We start from the raw sequence: 24,880 nt of genomic DNA, 5'->3' as shown, positions 1-24,880 counted from the left end.
GGTCAATCGGCGGAAGGCAGCCGGCGCATGGTGAATTCTATCTGGTCGTTGTCGAGCTGCCGCCAGCTTTCCACTTCGGTCCAATAGGCCGCCTTCGGGTATTCGGCGAACCATTCGCGCGCCTTTGCCCGCGCGTCAAGCAGGCCAAGCCGATAGGTCTGGCGCACGAAGTGATCGCCCTTGCGGGCAGTGCCTTCCGCCCGATGCCGTTCGATCCTGCGCTTCAAGCCGTCAAACGACGGAGGTCCCGGGATTTTAGTCATGAAACCTACCTCCGACCGGGAAAGGTAGTATTGAAAATATCAATTTGCGAGTCGAATCTTTGCCGCCTCGACTGCGGCTTTCGGCCGGCTGGCAAGGCACCGAGGCAGCTGATACCACGAAACCGTAATCAGCGATGATCGAGTCGCTTGTGATGCAATAACGACTGCTGGGGATAATGATGGAACGACCAGACCTGCCGATCGGCCTGCCGGACGATATCGAAGAAAAGAAGGTCGCCGCCCGCACTTGGTTCGAAGGGTTGCGCGATACGATCTGCGCCTCCTTCGAGGCCTTGGAAGACGAGCTGACCGGCACTCTTTCGGACCAGGAGCCCGGCCGTTTCGTCGGGAAGGAGTGGTCGCGGGAAAATGGCGCCGGCGGCGGGGGCCGGATGTCGATGATGCACGGCCGCGTTTTCGAAAAGGTCGGCGTGCATACCTCCACAGTGTATGGAGAATTCGCACCCGATCTGCGCGCCCAGATGCCGGGCGCCAGCGAAGACCCTCGGTTCTGGGCCTCGGGCATTTCGCTGATCGCCCATCCGGTGAACCCCAATGTACCGACAGTGCATATGAACACCCGCATGGTCGTCACCTCCAGCCGCTGGTTCGGGGGTGGTGCGGACCTCACGCCGGTGCTCGACCGGCGCCGCACGCAGGAAGACGACGATAGTCGCCTCTTCCACAAGGCGATGGAAATTGCCTGCCGCAGCCATTCGGCCGTCGCCGACTACGGCGCTTACAAGAAATGGTGCGACGAATACTTTTTCCTGAAGCACCGCAACGAACCGCGCGGCATCGGCGGCATCTTTTATGACTGGCTGCATTCAAGCGAGGAAGCCGGCGGCTTCGATGCCGACTTCGCTTTCACCCGCGATGTCGGCCGGGCCTTCGCCATGGTTTATCCAAAAATCGTCCGCTCCAATTTCAACAAGGAATGGACCGAAGCCGACCGTGACGAACAATTGATCAGGCGCGGGCGCTATGTCGAGTTCAATTTGCTCTACGATCGCGGTACAATCTTCGGGTTGAAGACGGGAGGCAATATCGAGTCGATACTATCGTCGATGCCGCCGGTCGTCAGGTGGCCATGACTGTACGAAAGCGTACGGGTAAAAATACATTACATGGCCTTCAAGAAGCGTGAGCGCGCGCTAAACTAACGTGCTAAACTGAGCTTGTGTTGCGTAACAATCGGAGGAGGATTGTCATGATGATACAGAGCGGTTCGCCGGCGTCTGGGGATGTTCGGGAGGCATCCCGCGCAATCGAGACCCCGGATTTCCTGAACCGCATTGCCGAAGAAATGCGAGCCACGAGCGGCTCGGACCTGCCCCTTTCCTGCTTCATCGAACAGGTGAGGTTGCAGCTCGCTGCCGGAAAATCGCTCGAAGAACTGCGCGGACAGGCAAGAGAAGGCGCAAGTTCGAATGCCCCGTACCAGTCTTCCGACTGCTTCCGCGCCTGGGCGATGCCGGAATATCGCATGTGATTTGCCGGCCGATGTCCATCATCGGCCGGAACCTTCTCTCCGTTTCGCACATTGAAGTTTCGCACATCGAGGAGAACCGCGTACAGCGCGATCATCCCGTCATGTTCCGGACAAAGGAGTAGACAATGCGACTTTTCGAATGCGGTACGCTCGTTCCGGGCTGCACCTGGCACACCCGCGCCGATGAGGACGCCGAAGTCGTCCGCCGCGCGGTCGAGCACATGAAGTCCGCCCATGGTGAAACGACCATTCGCGAAACCATGGTCGACAACATCAAGGCCCGCATCCGCGACGAAGCGACAGCGGCCTGATCACTTCGAAAGTTCATTCAGCCGGGCGAGCAGCGTCGCCCGGTCGGCGGCAAAATTCTCGTCGATCCATTGGCTCTCGAGTTTCGCAAGCGTCTCGCCAACACGCGGACCTGCGGGCATTCCGGTGGAAATGACATCGCCTCCGCCGATTGGAAACTGCGGTCTCTTCCACACCAGAGCCCGGTCCAGCAGCTCGCCGAGCCTGGCCGACCGGCTCATTTCCTTCATGTCGCCTTCCGCCTTGCCGCGAGCAACGGCGAGCGCGAGCTTCAGGCGCGTGACGATGCCTTCCGCACCACTGCGATAGAGCAGCCGGTCGAAGGCCGCGGCAGATATTTCGTCATCGACTGGGGGAGCCGCCGCCCAGGCCCTGAAATAGGCCGCTTCGGCATTCGAAAATCTCAGGCGGACAGCCATCTTCTCTAGCCGTTCGGCATCGGGCGGAACGATCGAAGCGAGCCGCAGAAGCGGATCGGACTTCCAGCCGAGCGCCTTTTCAGTAGCGACCAGTGCCGGGATGGCGTCGATGCCCCATTTCTCCGTCTCCGGCAGGACTTCACTGAGCACCGAAACCTGCCGCATCCAGAGCAGCGCCCGGCCCGGATCGTCGGCAGCAAGCAGCTTGCGAAGTTCGGACCAAACCCTTTCGGACGAAAGCGTAGTGAGTTTGGAACGCGCCGCCGAACAGGCCCGCAGTCCTTCCGCATCGGGCCGGCCGGAGCCGTAGTGAGCAAAAAAGCGGAAGAACCGCAGGATGCGCAGGTAGTCCTCGGCAATCCGTGTCGCCGCATCCCCAATGAAACGGATGTTGCGATTCTTAATATCGGCAAGCCCGCCGACGAGATCGACCACCTCACCTTTAGAATTCATGTAAAGGGCATTGATCGTCAGGTCGCGCCGTTCCGCATCCGCCTGCCAGTCGGTGCTGAAGGCGACCTTGGCGCGGCGCCCGTCAGTCTCGACGTCGGTGCGCAGCGTCGTCACTTCGAACGGCTTTCCTTCGATCACCAGCGTCACGGTGCCATGCTCGATGCCGGTGGGGATCGCCTTGCTGCCGGACGCCTTCGCGCGTTCCGTCACGGCGTCCGGCGTCAGCGTCGTCGCGATGTCGATATCGCTGACCGGGAGCCCCATCAGGCTGTTGCGCACGGCGCCGCCCACGACGCGCCCCTCCCCGCCGTCCGCGTTGAGGAGCGCGAAGACGCGCTGAAGGCGGGGATCCTTGAACCATGCTTCATCAGCAAGGCTGGTCATGCATAAAGCCTCTCGTAAAGGGTGCGGACGATACCCGCCGTGATGCCCCAGATCATCCAGCTTTCATAGGGCATGCGGTAAAAATGCCGGTCGATGCCCTCGACCAGGCGCCTGTCGCGGGTGTGGTTTTTCGGGTTCATCAGGAAGGAAAGCGGCACCTCAAAGACATCGTCGACTTCCCGCGGATTGGGCTTCAGCTCGAACCCCCGACGGACGACGCCGAGCACCGGCGTGATGCGGAAGCCGGTGGCGGCGAGATAGTGCGGCAGGCGTCCGACCGTCTCTACAAAGGAGCCGGCAATGCCGATCTCTTCCTGTGTCTCGCGGATTGCCGCCATCTCCGGAGAGATGTCTGTAGAATCGATCGCTCCGCCAGGAAAGGATATCTGGCCGGAATGCTTGCGCAGGTTCGCCGTGCGCTTGGTGAAGATGACCCGCGCCTCGTCGCCGTCGTCGACCACCGGCACCAGCACAGCGGCGTCGCGTAGGTGGAAGCCCTCGACCATCGCGACGATATCCGGATTGAGGATGTGGTCGCCGTGATCCCGCCAGGAATGATCGACCGGCCCGCCGTTTTGATTAAGCGCCCGGCGGCGGAATTCCGCGGCGGAATAGAGTGGGTAGCCTGGGGTCGGGGCATTGCTCATCGGGACAGCATATCCAGTTCATCGGCGGCCATGACAGGGAAAACGCAGCCGCCGGAGCGGACGCAGAACATCTCCCTGCCCTCGATATCCGCAATCTCGCCGAGGTCCGCCAGTTCATACATCACGGCCCGTGACACCAGCGCCTCGAGACGCCCGCGCACATGCAGATAGGGTTTCAACTCGCTGTTTTCTCCATGAATCACGAAGCGCAGCGGATACTCCTTGCCGGCCTCGACGACATCGCCAGTATTGGTGCGGAATGTCAGCACCTGCTGACCATTGCGGTGCGTCATGCTCATCTCGACGGCGACGAACGGCGCGTCAGCGACCCTGATTCCAACTTTTTCCACAGGAGTGACGAGATAGGTCTTTCCGTCCTCGTCCTTGCGCAGGACAGTGGAAAACAGGCGAACCAGGGGCGCACGGCCGATCGGCGTTCCCATGTAGAACCATGTGCCGTCGGCGCGGATTTCCATGTCGATATCGCCGCAGAAGGGCGGATTCCATTTCTCGACCGGTGGAAGTCCGCGCTTCTTGCCGAAGATTTCGCCTGCAGCGCGCGAAATCAGCGCGGCAAGCCCTGCGGCATCTTCACTCGCCCTGATCTCTTGCGCTGCCATTCTTCTGTCCCGGTTTGCTCTTAACGATAGAATAGTCACGAGATAGTCATTTGGAACGAACTTGTCAGCCCGCAACATATCCATAACTCTATAGGGTACGAGCCAGAGGCGTAAGTCCGCCGATTCGCGACGAATGATTCAGCCGTTGGAGATACTTGATGGGTATGATGAAGACCGAAGACAGCCTCGGGGAGAAGGAAATCATCGCTGCCGCAGAAAAGGCGCTCGCCGATATCGCCCTTGTGCGCGAAGAAGTCTCGAAGGTGATCTTTGGCCAGGAAAGCGTCGTCGAAAACACCCTGCTCGCTGTTCTTTCAGGCGGCCATGCACTTCTGGTCGGCGTGCCCGGCCTTGCAAAGACCAAGCTGGTGACCACGCTCGGCGAAGTGCTCGGCCTCGGTGCGAACCGCATCCAGTTCACGCCGGACCTGATGCCGTCGGACATCCTCGGCTCCGAAGTGATGGACCAGGACGAGAACGGCCGCCGCTCCTTCCGCTTCGTCAAGGGCCCGGTGTTCGCCCAACTGCTGATGGCGGATGAGATCAACCGCGCCTCCCCGCGCACGCAGTCGGCTCTGCTGCAATCGATGCAGGAATATCACGTCACGATCGCCGGCCAGCGCTACGACCTGCCGACGCCTTTCCACGTTCTCGCCACCCAGAACCCGCTGGAACAGGAAGGCACCTACCCGCTGCCGGAAGCTCAGCTCGACCGCTTCCTGCTGCAGGTGGACGTACATTATCCGGAGCTTGCCGCCGAACGCCAGATCCTGCTCGAAACGACCGGCATCAGCGAAACGAAGCCGCAAGCCGTCCTCGATGCCGGGCGGCTGATGGAAATCCAGAAGCTCATCCGCCAGATGCCGGTGAGCGACAAGGTCGTCGATGCGATCCTCGATCTTGTGCGCTCCGCCCGCCCCGGCCAGGGCAACGCTGCGACCGACAAGAATGTGGCCTGGGGCCCGGGTCCGCGCGCCGGCCAGGCGATGATGCTCTGCGCCCGCGCCCGCGCGCTTTATGAAGGCCGTCTGGCCCCGTCGCTCGACGATATCCATGCGCTTGCCGAACCCGTTCTCGAACACCGCATGGCGCTTACCTTCGCTGCACGTGCCGAGGGCATGTCGGTCCGCGATGTCATCGCCGGCCTCGTCAAGCAGGCCAAAGGATAAGGAAGCCGGACGCGTGGCATCTATCGGACAGATCGTCAATCCGACCCCTGGCAGCGATGCCCTCGCCCGCGCAAGACAGCGGGCCTCTCTGGTGCCGGACTGCCTCGTCGAAGCCAAGCGCATCGCCAACACCGTGATTGCCGGCTGGCATGGGCGCCGCAAGCGCGGAATCGGCGAGAATTTCTGGCAGTTCCGCCCCTATACCGAGGGGGAAAGCCTATCGCGCATCGACTGGCGTCGCTCCGCCCGCGACGACCATACCTATGTTCGCGAGCGCGAATGGGAAGCCGCCCATACCATCTGGCTGTGGGCCGACATGTCGCCCTCGATGATGTACAAGTCGACCTTCGGCAGTGTTTCGAAGGAAAGCCGCGCGCTCGTCATCATGCTGGCGCTCGCTGAAATCCTTGCGCGCTCCGGCGAACGCATCGGTTGTCCGGGCGTCATGGAACCGGTCGCCGCCCGCAACGCCGCCGAGCGGCTTGCAACCGCGCTCATGCATGCGCCGCTACCGGGCGGGCTGCCGGACATTGCCATGATCCGCGGCTGGAGCGACCTCGTGCTCATCGGCGATTTCCTGGACGATGCGCCAGCGATCATGGCCCGCCTCACACCGCTTGCCCGTCGCGGTCTTCGCGGCCACGTGATCGAGATCGCCGATCCCGCCGAAGAGCTTTTCCCCTATACCGGCCGTACCGAATTCACCGATCCGGAAACCGGCTCGAAACTCGTGTCCGGCCGCGCGGAAAACATCCGCGAAGCCTATAGTCGCGCCTATCTGGCTCGCCGCGACGGTCTCGGCCAATCGCTTCGACATCTTGGCTGGACGTTCGTTACCCATCGCACCGATCACCTGGCATCCGAAGCGCTGGTTGCGGTGCATATGTATCTGTCCGGGATGCCGGCCAAGGCGACACATGGGGGGCTGTTATGAGCACCCTTCCCTTTGCTTTCGCCTATCCTGCAATCCTCGGCGCGCTCGTCGCACTGCCGGTCATCTGGTGGCTGCTGCGGCTGACGCCGCCGCGCCCGAAATCCGAAGTCTTCCCGCCGCTGAAGATACTGGCCACCGTACTGAAGCGCGAGGAAACGCCCGCTCAGAGCCCCTGGTGGTTGACGCTGCTTCGAATGCTGCTCGCCGCTGCCGTGATCCTTGCGATCGCCGATCCGGTTTTCAATCCGCGCACCAATTCGCTCGCCGCAGGCGGTCCGCTCGTTCTTTTCGTCGACAATGGCTGGGCGACGGCGCCGGATTGGCAACGCCGCGTGCAGACCGCCGAAGCGCTGATCGACGACGCCGAATCCGCAGGCGCCCCCGTCGCGGTGGCCTTTACCGCCGATCCCACCAACAATGCTGTGCCGGGCACCACGACGGCGGCCCGCGACATGCTGCGCGCCGCAGAACCGCAGCCGCTCGTTCCGGATCGCGAACGCGCCTTCGAGGCATTGCGCGCCGCCCTCAACGGCACAAAACCCGGTACGCTCGCCTTCCTTTCCGACGGCGCTGCCGCCAAGGTAAACGATGCGACCGTGCGCCAGCTCGCCGATCTGAAGCCTGCCGAGCTCCGTCTCATCGAAGGCGACACCACACGGACGATCGCGATCACCGGTGCCACGAATGCCGCCGACGCCATGAGCGTAACCGCGACGCGCCTCGACAGCGCGGGCGCCGCCTCGCTGCCGCTGACGGCGCAGGATGCGCAGGGCCGTGCGATTGCCGCAGGCACGGTGGATTTCCAGCCCGGACAGTCGGTCGCCTCCGGCTCGATCCCTGCCCCCTTCGAGATGCGCAACGATTTCGCCCGCGTCAGCATCGACAATCTTGCGACGGCAGGGTCGGTCCATCTGCTCGACGATGGCTTCAAGCGCCGACGCGTCGTGCTGCTTTCCGGCGAAGCGGGTGATGAATTCCAGCCGCTGCTATCGCCTCTTTATTACATCCAGCGCGCACTGCAGCCTTATGCCGATCTGATTCAGCCGAACACGCCGGATCTCGCTGCCTCCATCCCTGATCTGCTGTCGCAGAATCCGTCGGTTATCATCATGGCCGATATCGGCCGGCTGCCGCAGGAAACCTATGAGCCGATGCAGCGCTGGATCGCCAATGGCGGCACGCTGATCCGCTTCGCTGGGCCGCGCCTTGCCGCCGCCCCAGCGGACGATCCGCTGGTGCCGGTGACGTTGCGCCAGGGCGAGCGTGCGCTTGGCGGTGCGCTCTCGTGGGCCGAGCCGCAGCCGCTGGCGGATTTTCCGAATTTCGGTCCTTTCGCTGGCATGGCCAAGCCGACCGACGTGACCGTCAAGCGCCAGGTTCTGGCCGAGCCGACGCCCGATCTTGCCGAGCGAACCTGGGCAAGCCTTGCCGACGGCACGCCGCTGGTAACGACCAAGCCGATCAACGCAGGCCGTATCGTGCTCTTCCATGTCAGCGCCGAGGCAACCTGGTCCAACCTGCCGATCTCCGGCAATTTCGTCGAGATGCTGCGTCGCATCGTTCAGCTCTCCCGCTCGGGGGGCGTCACCTCCGAAGCCGGTGCTGCAACGACTGCTGAAGCCCTGCCGCCCTTCCGCCTGCTGACGGCGAAGGGCGTTCTCACGACAGAGACCGGCACGGCACGGCCGTTGATCCCCAACGCAAAGACCGAGCCCGTTTCCAATTTCGACAATCCGCCTGGACTCTATGGTTCGGAAGACGGCTTTACCGCATTGAATGTATTGCCGAATAACGCCGAGCTGACGCCGCTCGACACCGCCGGCATCAATGTCCTGCGCGAAGGCCTGATCGGCGGTGAAACCTGGTCCGCCAAGCCCGCTCTCTTCCTTATCGCCTTCCTGCTGCTCCTGGCAGACAGCCTCGTCGTGATGTTCATGGGCGGCGCCTTCTCCCGGCTGCGTTCGGCGGCCCGGCCCGCGGCAATCATCGCAGTTGCCGTCAGCACGACCTTCTTCCTGCAACCCTCGCAATTGCGCGCCGACGATTCCAAGCCCGGCGACGACCAGATATTCCAGCGATTGGACAATACCCACCTCGCCTATGTCGTCACCGGCGAGCAGGATGTCGACAATATTTCCGAGCACGGCCTTGAAGGCCTGACCGAGTTCCTGACCTTCCGCACGACACTGGAGCCGGCGCCGCCCGTCGGCCTTGATCTTACGAAGGACGAGCTGTCCTTCTATCCTATCATTTACTGGCCGGTTTCCGCCTCCGCGCCGATGCCGTCGACGGCCGCGATCAACCGCATCGACGCCTATATGCGCGCCGGCGGCACCGTGCTTTTCGATACGCGCGACCAGTTCTCCTCACTGGATAACAATGGCGGTGCCTCAAGTGCCAACGGCGAGCGCCTGCAGCAGATCCTCGCCAATCTCGACATCCCCCCGCTGGAGCCGGTTCCTTCGGACCACGTTCTGACGAAGTCCTTCTACCTGCTCTCCAGCTTCCCGGGCCGCTATTCCGGAAGTCCGCTCTGGATCGAGTCGAGGCAGGACAATCGCGCATCGGACACCAAATCGACGGCCTCGGCCGACGGTGTTTCGCCGATCCTGATCACCGGCAACGACTTAGCCGGGGCCTGGGCGGTCGATCAGAACGGCGCACCGATGCTGCCGACCGTTCCGCCGGATGAGATGCAGCGTGAATACTCTTATCGCGCCGGCGTCAACATCATGATGTATATGCTGACGGGCAACTACAAGACCGATCAGGTCCACATCCCCGCGCTCCTCGAACGGCTGGGGCAATGACATGACGGTTGATTTTTCGCCCTTTATTCCCTGGCCGGTTCTTGCAGCGCTCGCGGCCGTCGTCGCGGTTGTCGCGGTCTTCGCCATCTGGCGCGGCATCCGCGGCGCCTGGATCCGCACGCTCGCCGCCCTCGCATTGCTGGCAGCGCTCGCAAATCCGCTGCTCATGCAGGAAGATCGCGAGCAGCTTTCGACGGTCGTTCCCGTCATCGTCGATCGGAGCCAGAGCCAGCAGACGCCGGAACGTATCAAGATGACCGACGAGGCGCTGGCGCAGTTGAAGGATCGCCTCTCGCGTTTCCCGAATATTGAACCGCGCTATGTCGATGCGACCGAGCCGGAAAATTCCGATACGCCGTCCACACGCCTCTTTTCCGCCCTTTCGGCCGCCGTTGCAGACGTACCTCCAGCGCGCATCGGCGGCGCGATCATGCTGACGGATGGCGAAGTGCATGATGCGCCGGGCGTCAATCAGGCGCTCGGCTTTGACGCGCCGGTCCATGGCCTGATCACCGGCAAGGCCAACGAATTTGACCGCCGTATCGAGGTGATCAAGGCGCCGCGCTTCGGCATCGTCAATGAAGAGCAGCAACTGGTCCTGCGCGTCTTCGATGACGGCCCGAGCCCGGGCAGCACGGCCGATGTCACTGTGAAGCTGAACGGCGACGTGATCGCCGCGCTCCAGGCGACACCGGGGCAGGATACGCCGTTTTCCTTTAAGGTTCCCCGCGGCGGCAGCAACGTGCTGGAATTCTCGGTGGCCGGACTGCCTGGCGAAGTGACGGAGGCAAACAACCGCGCCGTTCATGTCATCGATGGCATCCGCGAAAACCTGCGCGTGCTTTTGGTCTCCGGCGAGCCGCATGCCGGCGAGCGCGCCTGGCGCAATCTCCTGAAGTCCGACGCCTCGGTCGATCTCGTCCATTTCACCATTCTGCGCCCGCCTGAAAAGCAGGACGGCACGCCGATCAACGAGCTTTCGCTGATCGCCTTTCCGACACGCGAACTGTTCGTCGACAAGATCAAAGACTTCGACCTGATCATCTTCGACCGCTACCAGCATCGCGGCGTGCTGCCGATCCTCTACTATGACTACATTGCACAATATGTCGAAAACGGCGGTGCGCTGCTCATCGCCGCGGGTCCCGAGCATGCCGGCCAGGATTCGATTGCATTGACGCCGCTTTCGGCCGTTCTCCCTGCCGAGCCGACCGGCCAGATGATCGACAAGGCCTTCTATCCCCGCCTTTCCGAGGAGGGCCGCAAGCATCCCGTCACCCGCGGCCTCGACGGCTCCGCCGACGAGCCGCCGCATTGGGGCCGCTGGTTCCGCAGCGTCGATGTCGCGTCTCCGCATGGCCAGACGGTCATGGTTGGTGCAGACAATCATCCGCTGCTGCTTTTAAACCGTGCCGGCCAGGGGCGCGTCGCCATGCTGCTCTCCGACCAGGGCTGGTTGTGGGCCCGCGGCTTTGAGGGCGGCGGCCCGCACGTCTCGCTCTACCGCCGCATCGCCCATTGGCTGATGAAGGAACCGGCGCTCGAGGAAGAAGCGCTGACGGCGCGCGCCTCCGGCCGCACACTGGAGGTAACCCGCCAGACGATCGGCGACAATCCAGGCGAGGCCACAGTCCGATATCCATCAGGCAAGACGGAAAATCTGCCGCTGAACCAGTCCGAACCCGGTCTCTTCAAGGCCGAGAAGAAGATGGACGAGATCGGCCTCTTCGAAATCCGCAACGGCAACCTGACGACGCTCGTTCATGTGGGCGCCGTCGATGCGCCCGAATTCAAGGCGATGATTTCGACGACGGACGTGCTGAAGCCGATTTCCGGCAAGACACGCGGCCTTGTCACCCGCGTTTCAGATAACAATGGAGCGATCGAAGTCCCGCCGATCCTTCCGGTTCGCGGCCAGATTCGCGTCGCCGACAATGACCGCATGCAGATCAAGTTGACGAACGAGACCGTGCTGAAGGGGATCAATACCCTGCCGCTCTTTGCCGGTTTTGCCGGTGTCGGCGTGCTGCTGCTCGCCTTCGGGGCCATGTGGTGGCGTGAAGGACGATGAGTCTCGCTTATGCGAGCGAGACCCGCCGCGTCTCTGCATCGATCGCAAGCGCGGCGATGGCAGCCACCACCAGCAGCGCTGCAAATAGCCCGATGGCGACGCCGAGACCCAGCGACACGACGAATGCCATCAGCGACGGTGCGGCAAGCCCGCCGAGCCGAGCCATGGCGCCTGCGGTCCCCATTCCGGTGGCGCGCGATGCCGTCGGGTAGAGCTCGGGCGTATAGGCGTAAAGCGCGCCCCAAGTGCCGAGCAGCGCGAAGCTCATGACCAGCAGCGATGCGCCGATCAGCACGTCGTCCGGCGAAAGTACGAAGAGCAGGCATCCCGCCGCCGAAAGCAGGCAGAAGCCGATCAGCGTTGGCCGCCGCCCCCATTTCTCGACACCGTAGGCCGCGAGCGCGTAGCCCGGTATCTGGGCGAGCGCCACGAAGACGAGAAAGCCATAGCCGCGCACGAAACCGAAGCCCTCGCCGGCAAGCCTTGCAGGCATCCAGGTGAACACGCCGTAATAGGAGACCGAAACGAGAAACCATATCGCCAGGATCATCAGACTGCGGCGGCGAAGCGAGGCGGAGAAGATGCCCTCTGAAGGCGCATGCGGGGCCGGCACAAGCTGATCGGCGGCGGCAAGCTCCGGCCTGCCATTGCGTTTCAGCATACGGTTGACGATTGCCTTGGCGTCTTCGGCACGGCCTGTTCGCACCAGATAGAGCGGCGATTCCGGCACGAAGAAGCGAAGCCCGATGCCGAAGATGGCGGGCAGCGCCGTCACGGCAAAGATGTAGCGCCACGCATCGGCAACGCCGGCGACGCTTGCGGCCCATGCGGCAAGCGCAACGATCAACGTGCCGACCGCCCAGAACCCCTCAAGCACGACGAGCCAACGGCCTCGGTTCTTTGCGGGCAGAAATTCCGCCATCATCGCATAGTCGACCGGCAACGTGCCGCCAACGGCCATCCCCGTTAAGAAGCGCAGAACGAGCAGGCTGGTGAAATCCGGAGCGAAGATCGAAAGCGTACCGAACATGGCATCACAGGCGACCGTCAGGATCAGCACGGAGCGCCGGCCCACCCTGTCGGCGAGGCGGCCGAAGACGACGGCGCCGATCAGCATGCCGAGGAAGAAAAGCGTTCCGGTCTGCAGTGCCTGCGGGACCGTCAGCTGGAACGTGGCGGCGATCGAAGCTGCCGTGAAGCCGACGGCTAGCACCTGCATGGCGTCGGCCGCCCAGACAAGCCCGAAAATCGCCATCAGCCGCCGCTGAAATGCGCCCGTCCCGGCGCGATCCAGCGCCTCGTCCATCGAAATTCCGCTCATGCCGCCCTCCACCAAGCTGCCGAAACCTCGCGCAAAGTGAGGTCAGGGAAAATCAGCGATAGAACATATGACCTATGCACGCCAGCCGATTATACCCTTGAGACGCTGATGCGCATCTTCGGCAATCGGAACGACCAGAACACGGGCGGGATCGACTGGCCCTGGAAAGGCGAGCGCGTTGTAGGCAACCTTCTCGAAGCCGAGCGGGCAATAATACGGCGGATCGCCGACAAGGATGACGGCCTCGGAGCCGTTGCGCCTTGCCGCCTCCACCGCGATTCGCACGAGTTCGCGGCCGATGCCCATATTCTTGTGCGATGGCCGGACGGCGAGCGGTCCGAGCAGGTGCCCTTTAACATCGCCCGCCATGACCGGCGTCATCCTGACCGAGGCGATCGTTTCACCGTCATCGGTACAGATGAAGGAGAGCGACAAATCGTGCGGCCCCTGCTCGCGGATGCGGGCAGCGGCGCGCGTGTGCCGGCCAGGGCCGAATGCTTCTTCGTTGATGTGTTCGATAGCCGCGTCGTGAGACGCATCCTCAGTGAGGTAGACCAGATCGTGCTTGTGCATGATGAGACAGAAACCGGATAGACGGAAGTGATGGTTTTCGAGCACGCGCTTAGGCGTTCGGGAACATCAGCGTCGTCGCAGATTTCTGGATGCGTAAATCAAATCGGGTTCCTGAGAAAATGTGAAGAGGCCGATAGCAGGAAAAATTTCCCTCGTCCAACGCAAAGTGACGCCACCGAAAAAACATTTGTGACGCATTGTTCAGTCTTTTCACCCCTGCAAAGATCGGCCGCGTGCAATATGTTTCCGCCAACGGCGAATTTGAAGGAAGAGAACAATGGGCATGCTGGTCGACGGCGTCTGGCAGGACGTCTGGTACGATACGAAGGAAACGAAGGGTCACTTCAAGCGCGCGGCCTCTCAGTTCCGCAACTGGATCACGGCCACTGGAGAGGCAGGACCGACGGGCACCGGCGGCTTCAAGGCCGAGGCTGACCGCTATCATCTCTATGTCTCACTCGCCTGCCCCTGGGCACACCGCACGCTCATTTTCCGCAAACTGAAGAAGCTCGATGACATCATCTCCGTGTCCGTCGTCGATCCGCTGATGGCCGAGAACGGCTGGGAATTCAAAGTCGGCGACGGCGCGACTGGCGATCACCTTTACGGTGCAAGGACCCTCTTCGAGATCTACGTGAAAGCCGATCCGCACTATTCCGGCCGCGTCACCGTTCCCGTGCTCTGGGACAAGAAGACCGGCACGATCGTCAACAATGAATCCGCCGAGATCATCCGCATGTTCAACAGCGCCTTCGACGGCCTGACCGATTCGAAGACGGATTTTTATCCCGCCCATCTCCACGCCGATATCGATGCGCTGAATGCGATCGTCTACGACACCGTCAACAATGGCGTCTACAAGGCCGGCTTTGCAACGACGCAGGAAGCCTACGAAGAGAATGTCGTGAAGATTTTCGAAACGCTGGACATGCTGGACGAGCGTCTCGGCAAAAGCCGCTATCTCTTCGGCGACCGGCTGACGGAAGCCGACTGGCGGCTGTTCACGACGCTGGCGCGCTTCGATGCGGTCTATGTCGGCCACTTCAAGTGCAACATCCGCCGCATTGAAGACTACAACAACCTCTCGGGCTACCTGCGCGATCTTTACCAGACGCCGGGCGTCAAGGAGACGGTGAACCTGCGCCACATCAAGGAGCACTATTACCGCAGCCACAGGACGATCAATCCGACGGGCCTGGTCCCGGCTGGCCCGGCTCTCGATCTCGACCGGCTGCACGGCCGCGCCAAGCTTGCCGATGCCGCGTGAATCCTACCAGAAGTGCGCGGCGGGCTCTTCGCCGCTCAACTCCCTCAGCCTGCGCCTCGTCGCTTCAGTCGTGCCGTCCGGCAGACCGTCGAGCGCGAAGAAGCCGCATTCGACAATTTCGCGATCCGGCTTGCGCGGCGCCGTCTGCTCGACCTCGGCGCGGTAAAAGACCACATGATCGCGCCGGCTCGCCGATGCGTTGAAATAGACATGGAAGAGCTGCGGTTTGCCGATAATCCTGAGGTTGCCTTCCTCGCGCAGTTCCTTGATCAGCGCTTCCTCTGCCGTCTCGTTGCGCTCCAGCCCGCCGCCAGGCATATGCCAGCCGGGAATGTAGCTGTGGCGGACCAGAAAAATCCGCCCGGACGAATCGAAACAGGCCGCCCGCACACCCATGGTCATGCCCCGCGCGAGCGCGAAATAGCCATGCACGATCCGCATCAGCAACTTTGATTGCCAGGGCCTGATTTCCTTGGTCGTCATGGTTCTGTTTTCACTATTTCGTTCAATCGGATGTGTTTGATTTGTAAATATCCTGGTCTATGTCTCGTAGCATGTTCAAGCTCGCGCATATCTCGGATATCCACCTCGGCCCACTTCCCAATCTTTCATTCCGCGAGCTTTTCTCGAAGCGCATAACCGGCTTTGTGAACTGGCACCGCCACAGGCGCAAGCATCTTTTCGGCGGCACGCTGGATCTGCTCCTGGAGGATATCCGTGCGCGCCATGCGGACCACCTGGCCGTGACCGGCGACTTGGTGAATCTCGCAAGCGGCATTGAGATCCGCTCTGCCGCCGCCTGGCTTCGCGCACTCGGAGAACCGGCCGAAACCTCCGTGGTTCCAGGCAATCACGACGCCTATGTGCCCGGCGCCTACGAGAAATCCATGCGCGCCTGGTACGACTATGTACGCGGCGACCTCGCCCCAGCCGAATGGGAGGAAGACAAGCACATCTTTCCCTATCTCCGCGTCCGCGGCAAAGTCGCGCTCGTCGGCTGCTCGACGGCCGTCGCCACGCCACCATTTGCCGCCAGCGGCTTCTTTAGCCAGCGGCAGGCACGCGAGACCGTCAACATGCTCCGCGCGGCCGGTGAAGCCGGCCTCTTTCGCGTCGTCATGATCCACCACCCGCCGATCCGCGGCGCGACCGCTTTCTACAAGCGGATGATCGGCATCCGCCGCTTTGCCGCCGTCGTCTCGACCGGTGGAGCAGAACTCGTGCTCCACGGCCATACGCATCTCAATACGCTCCACTGGCTGCGCGGCCAGACCGGTCCCGTGCCTGTGGTCGGCATTGCTTCCGCCTCGCAGGGACCGGGTGGCTTGAAGCCCCGTGCCGCCTATAATCTCTTCAGCATCGACGGTTCGCCCGGCGCCTGGGAACTGAGGGGCGAACGCTTCAGTTTGAACGACATGGGCGATGGCGTTTCGTCGGAAAGTATCGATATTTTCAAGCTTTAGACGGAAAAGCGGAATCTTTTTCGCCGCCTTTTGAATCATTTTCTGAAGCTTCTGCGATTTTCCGCCGGGCGATGCCTAAGCCCTTGGTATTTCCAAATCCCACTGTACAATCCGGCCGCAACCGCCGCCGATCAGGGAGCAAGCCATGCGCGCCGCAGCAAACCGCATCTGCCGTCTCACCTTCGCCTTCGGCCTTGCGGCCGGTCTCTCGGCACCGGCCTTCGCCGTCGGTGACGAAAGCGACGAGACAAGCCCGCCTCCGAAGACCCAAACCACGACCAAATGCGCCGACGGCAAGGTGTGGGACAAGAAGAGGAAGGAATGCGTCGCGCCGAAGAAGAGCGGCTTTAACGACGACGACCTCTACGAGGCAGCGCGCGAATTCGCCTATGCCGGCCAATATGAAAATGCCATCACCGTCTTGAACCTCGCCAGGAACAAGAACGATCCGCGCATCCTCAACTATCTCGGCTATGCAAACCGCAAGGCGGGCCGGAGGGAACTCGGAATGTCCTATTACCGCAAGGCGCTGCAAGCGGACGAAAATTATATCCTCGCACGATCATACATGGGCCAGGCCTTGGCCGAAGAAGGTGACCTCCAGGGCGCCCGCGTCCAGCTCGTCGAAATTCGCGACCGCGGCGGCGAAAACACCTGGGCTTATCGGGCGCTATTGCAGAGCCTGAACGGCTACCGGACCTATTGAAACGGGTCCTGCTCCGTCGACCAAGAAAGAAACCTTGGGGAATTCTTCGACCGCGCCGTCTTCTTCTTGCGCGGCAGTGCAAAATTGTTCCATAAAGGTCACTTCCACGATATAAAAGCTTTGCCCACATCGGGTGCTTCGCCCGAACACATTCACGAAATGAGACTATGCGTCAGCCTGTAACGACCATCGATATCCGACGCGACCTGGTGGGCCTGCTCCCGCGGCTGCGGCGCTTCGCGATGACGCTTGCCGGCGATGCGGCGGCTGCCGACGATCTGGTGCAGGCGGTCTGTCAGCGTGCGGTGGCGAAGAGCCACCAGTGGAGCGGCGAAGGCCGACTCGAAAGCTGGATTTACACGCTCGCCCGCCAACAGTGGAGCGACGATGGCCGCAGACGCAAGGCGCGACCGGCTTCCAAGAGCAACGTCACGGATATCCGCGACGCGGCGCGCGATCGCGCAGCCGTCGCCGATACCGATGCCATACACCGCATGCTCGCCGAAATGCCCGAAGGCATTTCGAGCGTCTTCCTGCTCGTCGCTGTCGAAGGACATACCTATCAGCAGACCGCCGACATCATGGGCATATCGGCCGGCAGCGTGCCCGCGCAGCTTGCCGCGGCGCGGCTGCACTTCGCAAGCCACGCCGACGACCATCCTCACAGGTACTGAACTTTGCCCGATTTCAAAAAACTATCGCTTGATGCCCAGCTGACTGCCCTTCTCGACGGCGAAACGACGCCGGAACAGAAGCACGAGCTGGAGCAGCGCCTCGCCACCGACGAAGGTGCGCGCCGGCTCTACGACAAGCTGCGACACGGCACCGATTTCGGCCGCCGCCGTCTGGACGATATCCTTAAGGAGCCGGTTCCGCTGGCGCTCGTGCGCTCGATCAAGAGCGTCCAGCCGCCCAAGGCGCCGATCGCGCCGCGAACCACCCGCCCGTCGATGAAGCTCGCGCCGAGCGGCACGCAGGCGCTGGCCGCAGCGATCATCCTTTTTATCGTCGGCTGCGGCATCGGCTATCTCGCCGGCACGAGCCCTGGCGCTCCCACGGGCAATGGCACGACGCAGATCGTGGACGACAATGCCAGCAGCAAGAACTGGCTGAACGACATCACCGCCTACCAGCGCCTGATGATCCGCCAGCCGCGGCATATCGTCGAGGTACCCTCTACCCAGGCCGAGGAGATTTCCAACTGGCTGACGTCCACGGTCGGCGTCGCCTTCCGCGTGCCTGACTTGTCTACCGACGGCTGGACCTTCCAGGGCGCCCGCGTGCTTCTTGGCGACGGAAAGCCGGTCGGCCAGCTGGTCTATACGAGCACGGACGGCGATCTCATCTCCATCTGCTTTCGCAAGGATGCCCAGCCGCCCGAGTCCGAAGATTTCAAGGAAACGATCAGGGACGAAATCGGCCTGATCACCTGGCACAATGCCGGCACCTCCTACGTTCTGGCCGGACCTTCCGCCGAAGCCTCGCTCAGCCAGATCGCCATGGAAGTCGCAACCGCAATCTGAGCCTTACGGGACCAGCACGACCTTGCCGCTGACGCCTCGGCTTTCGATGGCGCGATGCGCATCGGCAGCCTTGTCGAGCGGAAAACTCGCGCCTTCCGCGATGAACAGCGCGCCGGAGACGGCAAGCGAAAACAGCGCGGAGAGATCGTCCGCCAGCGTTTCAGATAACAGAGGCAGCAGTGCAAATCCCTTGAGCGTCTGGTTTTTCTCGAACATGGAATTCAGGTCGGCAACCTCAAGCCGAAAGCGGCCCAGTGCAGCAAAGACAAGCTCTCCGCCCGGAGCAAGCGCTGCAAGGGAGGCACGTGTCACCTCGCCACCGATCGTATCGTAGATCAGATCGACGGGCGCATTGTCACGGAGGGTCTCCTGCCAGCCCTCGGATGTATAGTCGATCGCCGCATCCGCCCCGAGCGTGCGGGCCAGCGACCTCTTCTTCTCGCTGCTTGCCGTCGCGATGACCGATCCGGCGCCCTCACGCTTCGCCAATTGCACCAGCAGCGAGCCAACGCCCCCGGCTGCCGCGTGGACAAGAACGGTTTTGTCCCGTGGCGGCACCTGCCGCACCATGTGCAGCGCCGTCAGCCCCTGCACCATCAGCGCAACCGCCGCCTCGAAGGACACTGCGTCAGGGATCAAGATCACCGACGCACGCGGCACGGCGACGTACTCCGCATAGCCCTCACCGCGGCCGAGCACGAAAAGCGGAACGGCAACGCGCGCACCGATGGCAGCGGGATCAGCTCCCTCGCCTACCGCCTCGACAACACCCGCGACTTCAACACCCGGGATCATCGGCAATTCCGGCGTCACCGCATACCGGTTGGCGCGCATCAGCACTTCGAAGTAATTGACGCCTGCAGTACGGACGCGAACGAGCACCTCCCCTTCGCGCGGCACCGGTTTCGGTAGCGCGACGACCTTGAGAACCTCAGGGGGACCGAAATGGTCGTAGCGGACGGCTTTCATGGGCAGACCTCACGTTTGAATGGCGTGAGCAGCGCTTTATCAGTAAGCTCCGGGGCGGGAATACACACTCTTTCGTGCCATACCCACCAGGAAGTGACCATGGCTGAGCCCATCAAAAGACTACCCAAATTGCCGGTCGAACGCGCCCTAAAGGTGATCGCCGGGCGCTGGAAACCGGTTATTCTCTACTACGTTTTCTGTGGCCCGAAGCGCCTCTCGGAGCTGAAACGCATGATGCCGGAGATCACGCAGAAGGTGCTGATCCAGCAGCTACGCGAAATGGAGGAACATGGACTGGTAAGGCGCGAGGTGTTTGCCGAAGTTCCCGCGCGCGTCGAATATACCGCAACCGAGCTCGGGCTCGGGCTTGAGCCGGTGCTGCTGGCGCTCTGCCAATGGGGCCAGCGCCACGCCGAGGCGCAGAATGAAATCGCCGACATTGCCGACTGCATCGTCCGCCCGCGCAAGGCATCTTTCGCCGCCTGAGGGGCGAAACGCGCAGCCGGCGGCGCCGGCTGCGCAATCTCGATCAGTTCTTCCCGGCTCTCACATCCAGCACGCGGTTGGCCGCCGAGACGATCGCTTCGAGCGAGGCGCCGACGATATTGGTGCTAATGCCGGCACCGAAGAGTTTGCCGCCGGGATAGGCGGTCTCGACGTAGGAGATGGCCGCCGCATTCGAGCCGTGCTGCAGGGAGTGCTCGGAGTAGTCTTCGACCGACATCTCGATGCCGAGATAGTGCGAGAGAGCGTTGATGAAGCCGTCGATGGGGCCGTTGCCGCGGCCTTCGATACGCTTCGTCTCGCCATTGTCGATAATCTCCGCGGCGACGACACGCACGCCCTTGCGCTCTGGATCGGCGAAGGTGTGATGATCGACGAACTTGATGCGGCCCTCGGGCTGCGTCACGTAGCGCTCGATGAAGCGGTCGTAGATGCGGCGCGACGGCAGTTCCTTGCCTTCCTCGTCGGTGATGCGCTGGATGTCCTCGCGGAACTCGACCTGGAGATTACGCGGCAGATTGAGCCCGTAGTCCTGCTGCAGGATATAGGCGATGCCGCCCTTGCCGGACTGCGAGTTGATGCGGATGATCGCCTCGTAGGAGCGGCCGACATCCTGCGGGTCGATCGGCAGATAGGGCACTTCCCACACCGGATGGTTGGCGACCTTGATCGCCTTCATACCCTTGTTGATCGCATCCTGATGCGAGCCGGAAAAGGCTGTATAGACCAGTTCGCCGACATAAGGGTGGCGCTCGCCGATCTTCATCTGGTTCGAATATTCGAAGACGCTCTTGATGCGCTCGATATGGGAGCAGTCGATTTCCGGATCGACGCCCTGTGTGAACATGTTGAGCGCCATCGTCACGACATCGACGTTGCCCGTGCGCTCGCCGTTGCCGAAGAGCGTGCCCTCGACACGGTCGGCGCCTGCCAGAAGACCAAGCTCAGCTGCCGCAATACCGGTGCCGCGGTCGTTGTGCGGATGCAGCGAGACGATCAGGTTCTCGCGATTGTCGAGATTGCGGCACATCCATTCGATCTGGTCGGCATAGACGTTCGGCGTCGCCATCTCGACGGTGGACGGCAGGTTGATGATCAGCTTGTTGTCCGCCGTCGGCTTCATCACGTCGATGACGGCATTGCAGATTTCCAGCGCCACTTCGAGCTCGGTACCGGTGAAGCTTTCCGGCGAGTATTCGAAGCGGTAGCCGCCGGCTTTCGACGCCATGTCGGTGATCATCTTCGCAGCATCGACGGCGATCTGCTTGATACCCGGCACGTCCTTGGCAAAAACAACGCGGCGCTGCAGCTCACTCGTCGAGTTGTAGAAATGCACGATCGGCTTGTTGGCACCCTGCAGCGCCTCGAAGGTACGGGTAATCAGCTCAGGGCGGCACTGAACCAGGACCTGCAGCGAAACGTCGTCCGCCACATTTCCTTCCTCGATGCACCAGCGCGCAAAGTCGAAGTCCGTTTGCGAGGCGGAAGGAAAGCCGATTTCGATTTCCTTGAAGCCCATGTCGAGCAGCAGCTGGAACATGCGAGCCTTGCGGTCATGGCCCATCGGGTCCACCAGCGCCTGATTGCCGTCGCGAAGGTCGACAGAGCACCAGACCGGCGCCTTGCTGATCGTCTTCGTGGGCCAGGTGCGGTCGGGAATGTTCACCTGCGGGTACGGGCGGTATTTCACGCCTGCGGATTGCATGCCTTTTGCGGGATTTTGCGTCGTCGCGTCCATTATCTTCTTCCTCGTCCCGGCAATTTGCCCGCGTCTTAGCCCATCATGGCGGGGTTGGCGACAGCAAATGCGGACCTTGTTGGTCTATGTTTGAATTCAGAAAATTCGTCGCGAGGAGCGATAGGGCCAGCGGGCTTTCGGCCGCCGGGCGCTCCTCAAAGGACCCGGCAACCGCGAGTAAGGCCGAGAAGAAGAAGCGACGTCAGGGCGCGCGTGTTGTCACGCAGGGCAACGCGGCCGCGGACAATGGTGTCGGAAATCTTTGCGCCAGTGGTATTCATGCCCGCACTTATAGCTGCCGAACAAAAAAACGGCAACCCCCCGCCTATTTTCTTGCCGCCTGCACGAAACGCGACAGTGCCAGCATCAGCCCGCCGGCGACGAGCCCCCAGAACGCTCCGGAAATGCCGGCGAAGGAAACGCCGGATGCCGTCACCAGAAAGGTGATCGCCGCAGCCTCGCGCGATTCCGGCGCCTGGAAGGCGGCCATCGCCGATCCGGAGAAGGCGCCGACGAGGGCCAGCCCTGCGACCGCCTGAATCAGGATCGGCGGCGCCAAAGCCACAAAGGCTGTCACGGCACCGGCAAGCAGGCCGAACACCACATAGCCGGCGCCGGAGATCAGCGCCGCCCAATAGCGTCGCTTCGGATCTGCATGCGCGTCCTGCCCCGCACACATCGCCGCCGTGATCGCCGCCAGATTGACGGCATGGCCGCCGAAGGGCGCGCAAAGAACCGAAAAGAAGCCGGTGACGGCAAAGAGCGGCCCCGGCTTCGGATCATAAAGATTGACCTTCAGCACCGCGATGCCCGGAATGTTCTGCGATGCCATGGTGACGATGAAGAGCGGAAGCGCGACCGAAACGAGGCCCGCGAGATTGAACACCGGACGGACGATCTCGATTGTCGGCACCAGAAACTGCCCGATCGAGGCCAGCGCCCCGTGCGGAATGTCGATGCCGAATGTCAGCACCAGCGCGAAGGCGCCGAGGGCGGCAGGCACAGCCCAGAGCCGCCTGAAGGCGCCGACGACGATCCAGGCGAGAATGATGGGCAGCCCCAGCAGCGGATTGAAGGCGATCGCCTTCACCGGGGCGAAGCAGAGGCCGAGCAGCACGCCGGCAAGCATGGCATTGGCAAGCGGCGCCGGAATCGCAGCGACCGCGCGGCCAAGCGGCTTGAAGAGGCCGGCGACGACGATCAGCACCGCGCAGATCAGAAAGGCACCGACGGCGGCATTGAACCCACCCTCGATCGCCCCGGTGCTCGCAAGAAGTGCTGCACCCGGCGTCGACCAGGCAATACTGACCGGAAGCCGTGTTACCGCGCTCAGCACGATGCCGCAGATGCCCATCGAGATCGACAGCGCCATAAGCCCCGAAGCCGCCTGCCCGTCCGTCGCGCCCACTGCCTGCAATCCTTGCAGCACGACGGCAAAGGAACTGGCAAAGCCGACAAAGGCTGTGAGGACGCCCATGAACAGGGCCTGGACGGAAAAGTCTTTGAGCATGGCGGGTCTCGGATGACTGGAAAAGGTCCATGGAGCCCCATCGAATGGAGTCGCGCAAGTCCAGATGCCCGCCTTATGGTTCCCTCGTCTCCTCAGGGAGACGATGCTCGTCAGGGGAGATGTGGGAGCCGGTGTAGCGGGGCGATCGATCCTTGAGATTTGTTGCAAACACTCGCTGCTACCAAGAAAAAAGGGGCAACGCTTGCCGCGCCGCCCCCTCATTCGAGCCTTCAGCCCGCCTTCTCCCCACCGGGGCGAAGTGAAATCAAATCTCGCTCTGCGACGTTACGATTCGCGAAACCAGGCCGTAAGCCTTGGCTTCTTCAGCCGAAAGCCAGTAGTCGCGGTCAGTGTCGGCGGCGATCTTCTCGATCGACTGGCCAGTGGCGGTCGCCATGATCTTGTTCAGACGCTCGTTCATCTTGATGATTTCGCGTGCCTGGATCTCGATGTCGGAGGCCATGCCGCGCGTGCCGCCGGACGGCTGGTGCAGCAGGAAGCGCGTGTTCGGCAGGCAAAGACGCCGCTCCTTCGGTACCGCGACGTAAATCAGCGCGCCGGCCGAGGCGACCCAGCCGGTGCCGATCATCCAGACCTTGGGCTTGATGAATTTGACCATGTCATGGATCGAATCGCCGGATTCGACGTGACCACCAGGCGAACTGACATAGATACGGATGTCCTCGTCGCTGGCTGCAGCAAGCGCCACGAGCTGCGAGCAGACCTTCTGGGCGATTTCCTGGTTGATCGGCCCGTAGATGAAGATCGAACGCGACTTGAAAAGATTCGCCTCCGTTTCCTTGCCGAGCGGCAGCTCCTTCGTCTTGTCGTCGTCTTGTTCTTCGTCGTTCATTCGAACCTCTCTTACTTCCAAATCGGGTTCCTCGCACATAGTGCGACTCAATGGGTAAAACAATGCGGGAAAAAGACAAGCCACGGAACGGGTGAAGATATTCTTATGACAAACCGGCGATATGCTCGCATTCTGCCGGAGCGCTTGAAAGCGGAGGAGAAAATGCCATCGGAAATGCTGCGCGCGGCTGTCCGCAACAATGCGCTCTGGTGCAATGCCGTCTGTCAGGCGCAAGGCGTGCCCGGCGAATTTTCCGCAACCCTCTGGCTTCACCGCCAGGGCACGCCGCCCTTTTATCCGGACGTCATAACGCTGACGGGCGCTGATAGCGCGCGCGAGCAGGAGGAAGCGATAGCTGTGCTGATCCGCTGGCGAAAAGGCGGCTGGGGCGTCAAGGACAGCTACGCGGCGCTCAACCTTACTCCTTTCGGTTTCGAAATCTTGTTCGAGGCCGATTGGATCGGCATCGAGGCGGTTGGGATTCATGCGCCGAAAGAGCAGCCCCTGACATGGAAGCGGATCACAACGGCGGTTGACCTCGAGCTTTGGGAAAGAGCCTGGGGCGCCGGCGACCCGCCGCTCTTCGCTGAACCGCTGCTGCGCGATGCGGATATCGCCTTTCTTGCCGCCTTCGAGAGCGAAGCGCTCTGCGGCGGCGGCATTCTCAACCGCCAGTCGAATGTGGTCGGCCACTCGAATGTCTTTGCCATCAAAAAGACGGAGCGCGTCATCCGCGCCGGGCTGCTGCAGAAGGCGGCCGAGATCTTTCCCGGCATGCCGGTCGTCGGCTACGAGCACGGCGATGATTTGAGTGATGCGCTGGAGCTCGGCTTTACGTCGCTCGGCCCGCTGCGCGTCTGGGTCCGGTCCTGACCGCCTTAC

24 protein-coding genes and 1 pseudogene are annotated in these 24,880 nt (G+C 62.2%); 14 read left to right on the top strand and 11 right to left on the bottom strand.

All coding sequences use genetic code 11. The features are described from left to right. Nucleotides 1-2: 2 nt before the first annotated feature. The gene (locus tag A3C3_RS0108605; protein ID WP_022714201.1) at nucleotides 3-263 is read right to left on the bottom strand and encodes a hypothetical protein; all 261 of its coding nucleotides are present in this window, start codon (nucleotides 261-263) and stop codon (nucleotides 3-5) included. 179 nt (nucleotides 264-442) lie between these two features. Here A3C3_RS0108605 and hemF point away from each other — a divergent pair, with 179 nt between their 5' ends. From hemF to A3C3_RS0108585, 3 genes are all read left to right on the top strand, one after another. Then, a complete protein-coding gene (gene hemF, locus A3C3_RS0108600; RefSeq protein WP_022714200.1) occupies nucleotides 443-1,357 on the top strand; it encodes an oxygen-dependent coproporphyrinogen oxidase in 915 nt (304 codons plus the stop codon). 116 nt (nucleotides 1,358-1,473) lie between these two features. Further along, nucleotides 1,474-1,755, top strand: coding sequence for a hypothetical protein (locus A3C3_RS0108595; protein WP_022714199.1), 282 nt, complete (start codon nucleotides 1,474-1,476; stop codon nucleotides 1,753-1,755). Nucleotides 1,756-1,880: 125 nt separating this feature from the next. Then, the gene (locus tag A3C3_RS0108585; RefSeq protein ID WP_022714197.1) at nucleotides 1,881-2,066 is read left to right on the top strand and encodes a DUF1059 domain-containing protein; all 186 of its coding nucleotides are present in this window, start codon (nucleotides 1,881-1,883) and stop codon (nucleotides 2,064-2,066) included. Here A3C3_RS0108585 and A3C3_RS0108580 read toward each other — a convergent pair whose 3' ends face one another. Genes A3C3_RS0108580 through A3C3_RS0108570 form a run of 3 tightly spaced genes read right to left on the bottom strand, consistent with a single transcriptional unit; the run spans nucleotide 2,067 to nucleotide 4,587 of the window. Beyond that, nucleotides 2,067-3,320, bottom strand: a complete 1,254-nt coding sequence (locus A3C3_RS0108580) for a CCA tRNA nucleotidyltransferase (protein WP_022714196.1) — start codon at nucleotides 3,318-3,320, stop codon at nucleotides 2,067-2,069. After that, nucleotides 3,317-3,967 carry a CoA pyrophosphatase gene (locus A3C3_RS0108575; protein WP_022714195.1) on the bottom strand — a complete coding sequence of 217 codons (651 nt, stop codon included), beginning with the start codon at nucleotides 3,965-3,967 and terminating at the stop codon, nucleotides 3,317-3,319. Before A3C3_RS0108575 ends, A3C3_RS0108580 begins: the two co-directional genes overlap by 4 nt. Beyond that, complete coding sequence (locus A3C3_RS0108570) at nucleotides 3,964-4,587, bottom strand: DUF1285 domain-containing protein (RefSeq protein ID WP_022714194.1); 624 nt, start codon at nucleotides 4,585-4,587, stop codon at nucleotides 3,964-3,966. Before A3C3_RS0108570 ends, A3C3_RS0108575 begins: the two co-directional genes overlap by 4 nt. Nucleotides 4,588-4,745: 158 nt before the next feature. On the opposite strand from A3C3_RS0108570, the gene A3C3_RS0108565 reads away from it, so the two are divergent. The 4 genes from A3C3_RS0108565 to A3C3_RS0108550 are packed head-to-tail and all read left to right on the top strand — an operon-like array spanning nucleotide 4,746 to nucleotide 11,571. Beyond that, on the top strand, nucleotides 4,746-5,756 hold the full coding sequence (locus A3C3_RS0108565; protein WP_022714193.1) for an AAA family ATPase: 1,011 nt from the start codon (nucleotides 4,746-4,748) through the stop codon (nucleotides 5,754-5,756). 13 nt (nucleotides 5,757-5,769) lie between these two features. Then, the gene (locus A3C3_RS0108560; RefSeq protein ID WP_022714192.1) at nucleotides 5,770-6,690 is read left to right on the top strand and encodes a DUF58 domain-containing protein; all 921 of its coding nucleotides are present in this window, start codon (nucleotides 5,770-5,772) and stop codon (nucleotides 6,688-6,690) included. Beyond that, on the top strand, nucleotides 6,687-9,500 hold the full coding sequence (locus A3C3_RS0108555; RefSeq protein WP_022714191.1) for a DUF4159 domain-containing protein: 2,814 nt from the start codon (nucleotides 6,687-6,689) through the stop codon (nucleotides 9,498-9,500). Before A3C3_RS0108560 ends, A3C3_RS0108555 begins: the two co-directional genes overlap by 4 nt. A gap of 1 nt (nucleotide 9,501) precedes the next feature. Beyond that, nucleotides 9,502-11,571, top strand: a complete 2,070-nt coding sequence (locus A3C3_RS0108550; protein ID WP_022714190.1) for a membrane protein — start codon at nucleotides 9,502-9,504, stop codon at nucleotides 11,569-11,571. Between the two features lie 7 nt (nucleotides 11,572-11,578). Here the strand turns inward: A3C3_RS0108550 and A3C3_RS0108545 are convergent, their stop codons facing one another. Together A3C3_RS0108545 and A3C3_RS0108540 are read right to left on the bottom strand one after the other, a co-directional pair. Beyond that, nucleotides 11,579-12,892, bottom strand: coding sequence for an MFS transporter (locus A3C3_RS0108545; RefSeq protein WP_022714189.1), 1,314 nt, complete (start codon nucleotides 12,890-12,892; stop codon nucleotides 11,579-11,581). Nucleotides 12,893-12,964: 72 nt separating this feature from the next. Continuing rightward, on the bottom strand, nucleotides 12,965-13,465 hold the full coding sequence (locus A3C3_RS0108540) for a GNAT family N-acetyltransferase (RefSeq protein ID WP_022714188.1): 501 nt from the start codon (nucleotides 13,463-13,465) through the stop codon (nucleotides 12,965-12,967). Nucleotides 13,466-13,742: 277 nt separating this feature from the next. Here A3C3_RS0108540 and A3C3_RS0108535 point away from each other — a divergent pair, with 277 nt between their 5' ends. Continuing rightward, nucleotides 13,743-14,732 carry a glutathione S-transferase family protein gene (locus tag A3C3_RS0108535; RefSeq protein ID WP_022714187.1) on the top strand — a complete coding sequence of 330 codons (990 nt, stop codon included), beginning with the start codon at nucleotides 13,743-13,745 and terminating at the stop codon, nucleotides 14,730-14,732. Nucleotides 14,733-14,735: 3 nt separating this feature from the next. On the opposite strand, the gene A3C3_RS0108530 is transcribed toward A3C3_RS0108535, so the two are convergent. Further along, nucleotides 14,736-15,215, bottom strand: coding sequence for an NUDIX domain-containing protein (locus A3C3_RS0108530; protein ID WP_022714186.1), 480 nt, complete (start codon nucleotides 15,213-15,215; stop codon nucleotides 14,736-14,738). A gap of 71 nt (nucleotides 15,216-15,286) precedes the next feature. On the opposite strand from A3C3_RS0108530, the gene A3C3_RS0108525 reads away from it, so the two are divergent. From A3C3_RS0108525 to A3C3_RS0108510, 4 genes are all read left to right on the top strand, one after another. Beyond that, nucleotides 15,287-16,195: a metallophosphoesterase family protein gene (locus A3C3_RS0108525; RefSeq protein WP_028739499.1), complete on the top strand. Its 909-nt coding sequence runs from the start codon at nucleotides 15,287-15,289 to the stop codon at nucleotides 16,193-16,195. A gap of 145 nt (nucleotides 16,196-16,340) precedes the next feature. Further along, entirely contained in the window at nucleotides 16,341-16,901 is a 561-nt protein-coding gene (locus A3C3_RS0108520) for a tetratricopeptide repeat protein (RefSeq protein WP_022714184.1), read from the top strand. Between the two features lie 167 nt (nucleotides 16,902-17,068). Then, complete coding sequence (locus tag A3C3_RS0108515; RefSeq protein WP_022714183.1) at nucleotides 17,069-17,575, top strand: RNA polymerase sigma factor; 507 nt, start codon at nucleotides 17,069-17,071, stop codon at nucleotides 17,573-17,575. A gap of 3 nt (nucleotides 17,576-17,578) precedes the next feature. Further along, complete coding sequence (locus A3C3_RS0108510) at nucleotides 17,579-18,424, top strand: anti-sigma factor family protein (RefSeq protein WP_022714182.1); 846 nt, start codon at nucleotides 17,579-17,581, stop codon at nucleotides 18,422-18,424. 3 nt (nucleotides 18,425-18,427) lie between these two features. Here the strand turns inward: A3C3_RS0108510 and A3C3_RS0108505 are convergent, their stop codons facing one another. Further along, entirely contained in the window at nucleotides 18,428-19,393 is a 966-nt protein-coding gene (locus A3C3_RS0108505; RefSeq protein WP_022714181.1) for a quinone oxidoreductase family protein, read from the bottom strand. A gap of 2 nt (nucleotides 19,394-19,395) precedes the next feature. On the opposite strand from A3C3_RS0108505, the pseudogene A3C3_RS0108500 reads away from it, so the two are divergent. Then, a pseudogene (locus tag A3C3_RS0108500) lies at nucleotides 19,396-19,879 on the top strand (winged helix-turn-helix transcriptional regulator); the annotation flags it as partial. 43 nt (nucleotides 19,880-19,922) lie between these two features. Here A3C3_RS0108500 and leuA read toward each other — a convergent pair. From leuA to A3C3_RS0108480, 3 genes are all read right to left on the bottom strand, one after another. Then, nucleotides 19,923-21,635, bottom strand: a complete 1,713-nt coding sequence (gene leuA / locus A3C3_RS0108495; RefSeq protein WP_022714179.1) for a 2-isopropylmalate synthase — start codon at nucleotides 21,633-21,635, stop codon at nucleotides 19,923-19,925. Between the two features lie 325 nt (nucleotides 21,636-21,960). Next, a complete protein-coding gene (locus A3C3_RS0108485; protein ID WP_022714177.1) occupies nucleotides 21,961-23,145 on the bottom strand; it encodes a benzoate/H(+) symporter BenE family transporter in 1,185 nt (394 codons plus the stop codon). A gap of 265 nt (nucleotides 23,146-23,410) precedes the next feature. Continuing rightward, complete coding sequence (locus A3C3_RS0108480; protein WP_022714176.1) at nucleotides 23,411-23,998, bottom strand: ATP-dependent Clp protease proteolytic subunit; 588 nt, start codon at nucleotides 23,996-23,998, stop codon at nucleotides 23,411-23,413. 162 nt (nucleotides 23,999-24,160) lie between these two features. Here A3C3_RS0108480 and A3C3_RS0108475 point away from each other — a divergent pair, with 162 nt between their 5' ends. After that, a complete protein-coding gene (locus A3C3_RS0108475; protein ID WP_028739498.1) occupies nucleotides 24,161-24,871 on the top strand; it encodes a hypothetical protein in 711 nt (236 codons plus the stop codon). Nucleotides 24,872-24,880: the final 9 nt, after the last annotated feature.

It is taken from the genome of Rhizobium mongolense USDA 1844 (assembly GCF_000419765.1).
Classification (GTDB): domain Bacteria; phylum Pseudomonadota; class Alphaproteobacteria; order Rhizobiales; family Rhizobiaceae; genus Rhizobium; species Rhizobium mongolense.
Note: the sequence above shows the minus strand (reverse complement) of the source record. Positions and strands in the feature narration are given on the sequence as shown.

Bases quoted from the DNA above. Each gene is read 5' to 3' on its own strand.
- A3C3_RS0108575 (WP_022714195.1), bottom strand. From the start codon at position 3,967: ATGAGCAATGCCCCGACCCCAGGCTACCCACTCTATTCCGCCGCGGAA.
- A3C3_RS0108545 (WP_022714189.1), bottom strand. From the start codon at position 12,892: ATGAGCGGAATTTCGATGGACGAGGCGCTGGATCGCGCCGGGACGGGC.
- A3C3_RS0108520 (WP_022714184.1), top strand. From the start codon at position 16,341: ATGCGCGCCGCAGCAAACCGCATCTGCCGTCTCACCTTCGCCTTCGGC.
- A3C3_RS0108570 (WP_022714194.1), bottom strand. From the start codon at position 4,587: ATGGCAGCGCAAGAGATCAGGGCGAGTGAAGATGCCGCAGGGCTTGCC.
- A3C3_RS0108475 (WP_028739498.1), top strand. From the start codon at position 24,161: ATGCCATCGGAAATGCTGCGCGCGGCTGTCCGCAACAATGCGCTCTGG.
- hemF (WP_022714200.1), top strand. From the start codon at position 443: ATGGAACGACCAGACCTGCCGATCGGCCTGCCGGACGATATCGAAGAA.
- leuA (WP_022714179.1), bottom strand. From the start codon at position 21,635: ATGGACGCGACGACGCAAAATCCCGCAAAAGGCATGCAATCCGCAGGC.
- A3C3_RS0108525 (WP_028739499.1), top strand. From the start codon at position 15,287: ATGTTCAAGCTCGCGCATATCTCGGATATCCACCTCGGCCCACTTCCC.
- A3C3_RS0108565 (WP_022714193.1), top strand. From the start codon at position 4,746: ATGGGTATGATGAAGACCGAAGACAGCCTCGGGGAGAAGGAAATCATC.
- A3C3_RS0108505 (WP_022714181.1), bottom strand. From the start codon at position 19,393: ATGAAAGCCGTCCGCTACGACCATTTCGGTCCCCCTGAGGTTCTCAAG.
- A3C3_RS0108580 (WP_022714196.1), bottom strand. From the start codon at position 3,320: ATGACCAGCCTTGCTGATGAAGCATGGTTCAAGGATCCCCGCCTTCAG.
- A3C3_RS0108605 (WP_022714201.1), bottom strand. From the start codon at position 263: ATGACTAAAATCCCGGGACCTCCGTCGTTTGACGGCTTGAAGCGCAGG.
- A3C3_RS0108480 (WP_022714176.1), bottom strand. From the start codon at position 23,998: ATGAACGACGAAGAACAAGACGACGACAAGACGAAGGAGCTGCCGCTC.
- A3C3_RS0108535 (WP_022714187.1), top strand. From the start codon at position 13,743: ATGGGCATGCTGGTCGACGGCGTCTGGCAGGACGTCTGGTACGATACG.
- A3C3_RS0108485 (WP_022714177.1), bottom strand. From the start codon at position 23,145: ATGCTCAAAGACTTTTCCGTCCAGGCCCTGTTCATGGGCGTCCTCACA.
- A3C3_RS0108595 (WP_022714199.1), top strand. From the start codon at position 1,474: ATGATGATACAGAGCGGTTCGCCGGCGTCTGGGGATGTTCGGGAGGCA.
- A3C3_RS0108585 (WP_022714197.1), top strand. From the start codon at position 1,881: ATGCGACTTTTCGAATGCGGTACGCTCGTTCCGGGCTGCACCTGGCAC.
- A3C3_RS0108555 (WP_022714191.1), top strand. From the start codon at position 6,687: ATGAGCACCCTTCCCTTTGCTTTCGCCTATCCTGCAATCCTCGGCGCG.
- A3C3_RS0108515 (WP_022714183.1), top strand. From the start codon at position 17,069: ATGCGTCAGCCTGTAACGACCATCGATATCCGACGCGACCTGGTGGGC.
- A3C3_RS0108530 (WP_022714186.1), bottom strand. From the start codon at position 15,215: ATGACGACCAAGGAAATCAGGCCCTGGCAATCAAAGTTGCTGATGCGG.
- A3C3_RS0108540 (WP_022714188.1), bottom strand. From the start codon at position 13,465: ATGCACAAGCACGATCTGGTCTACCTCACTGAGGATGCGTCTCACGAC.
- A3C3_RS0108550 (WP_022714190.1), top strand. From the start codon at position 9,502: ATGACGGTTGATTTTTCGCCCTTTATTCCCTGGCCGGTTCTTGCAGCG.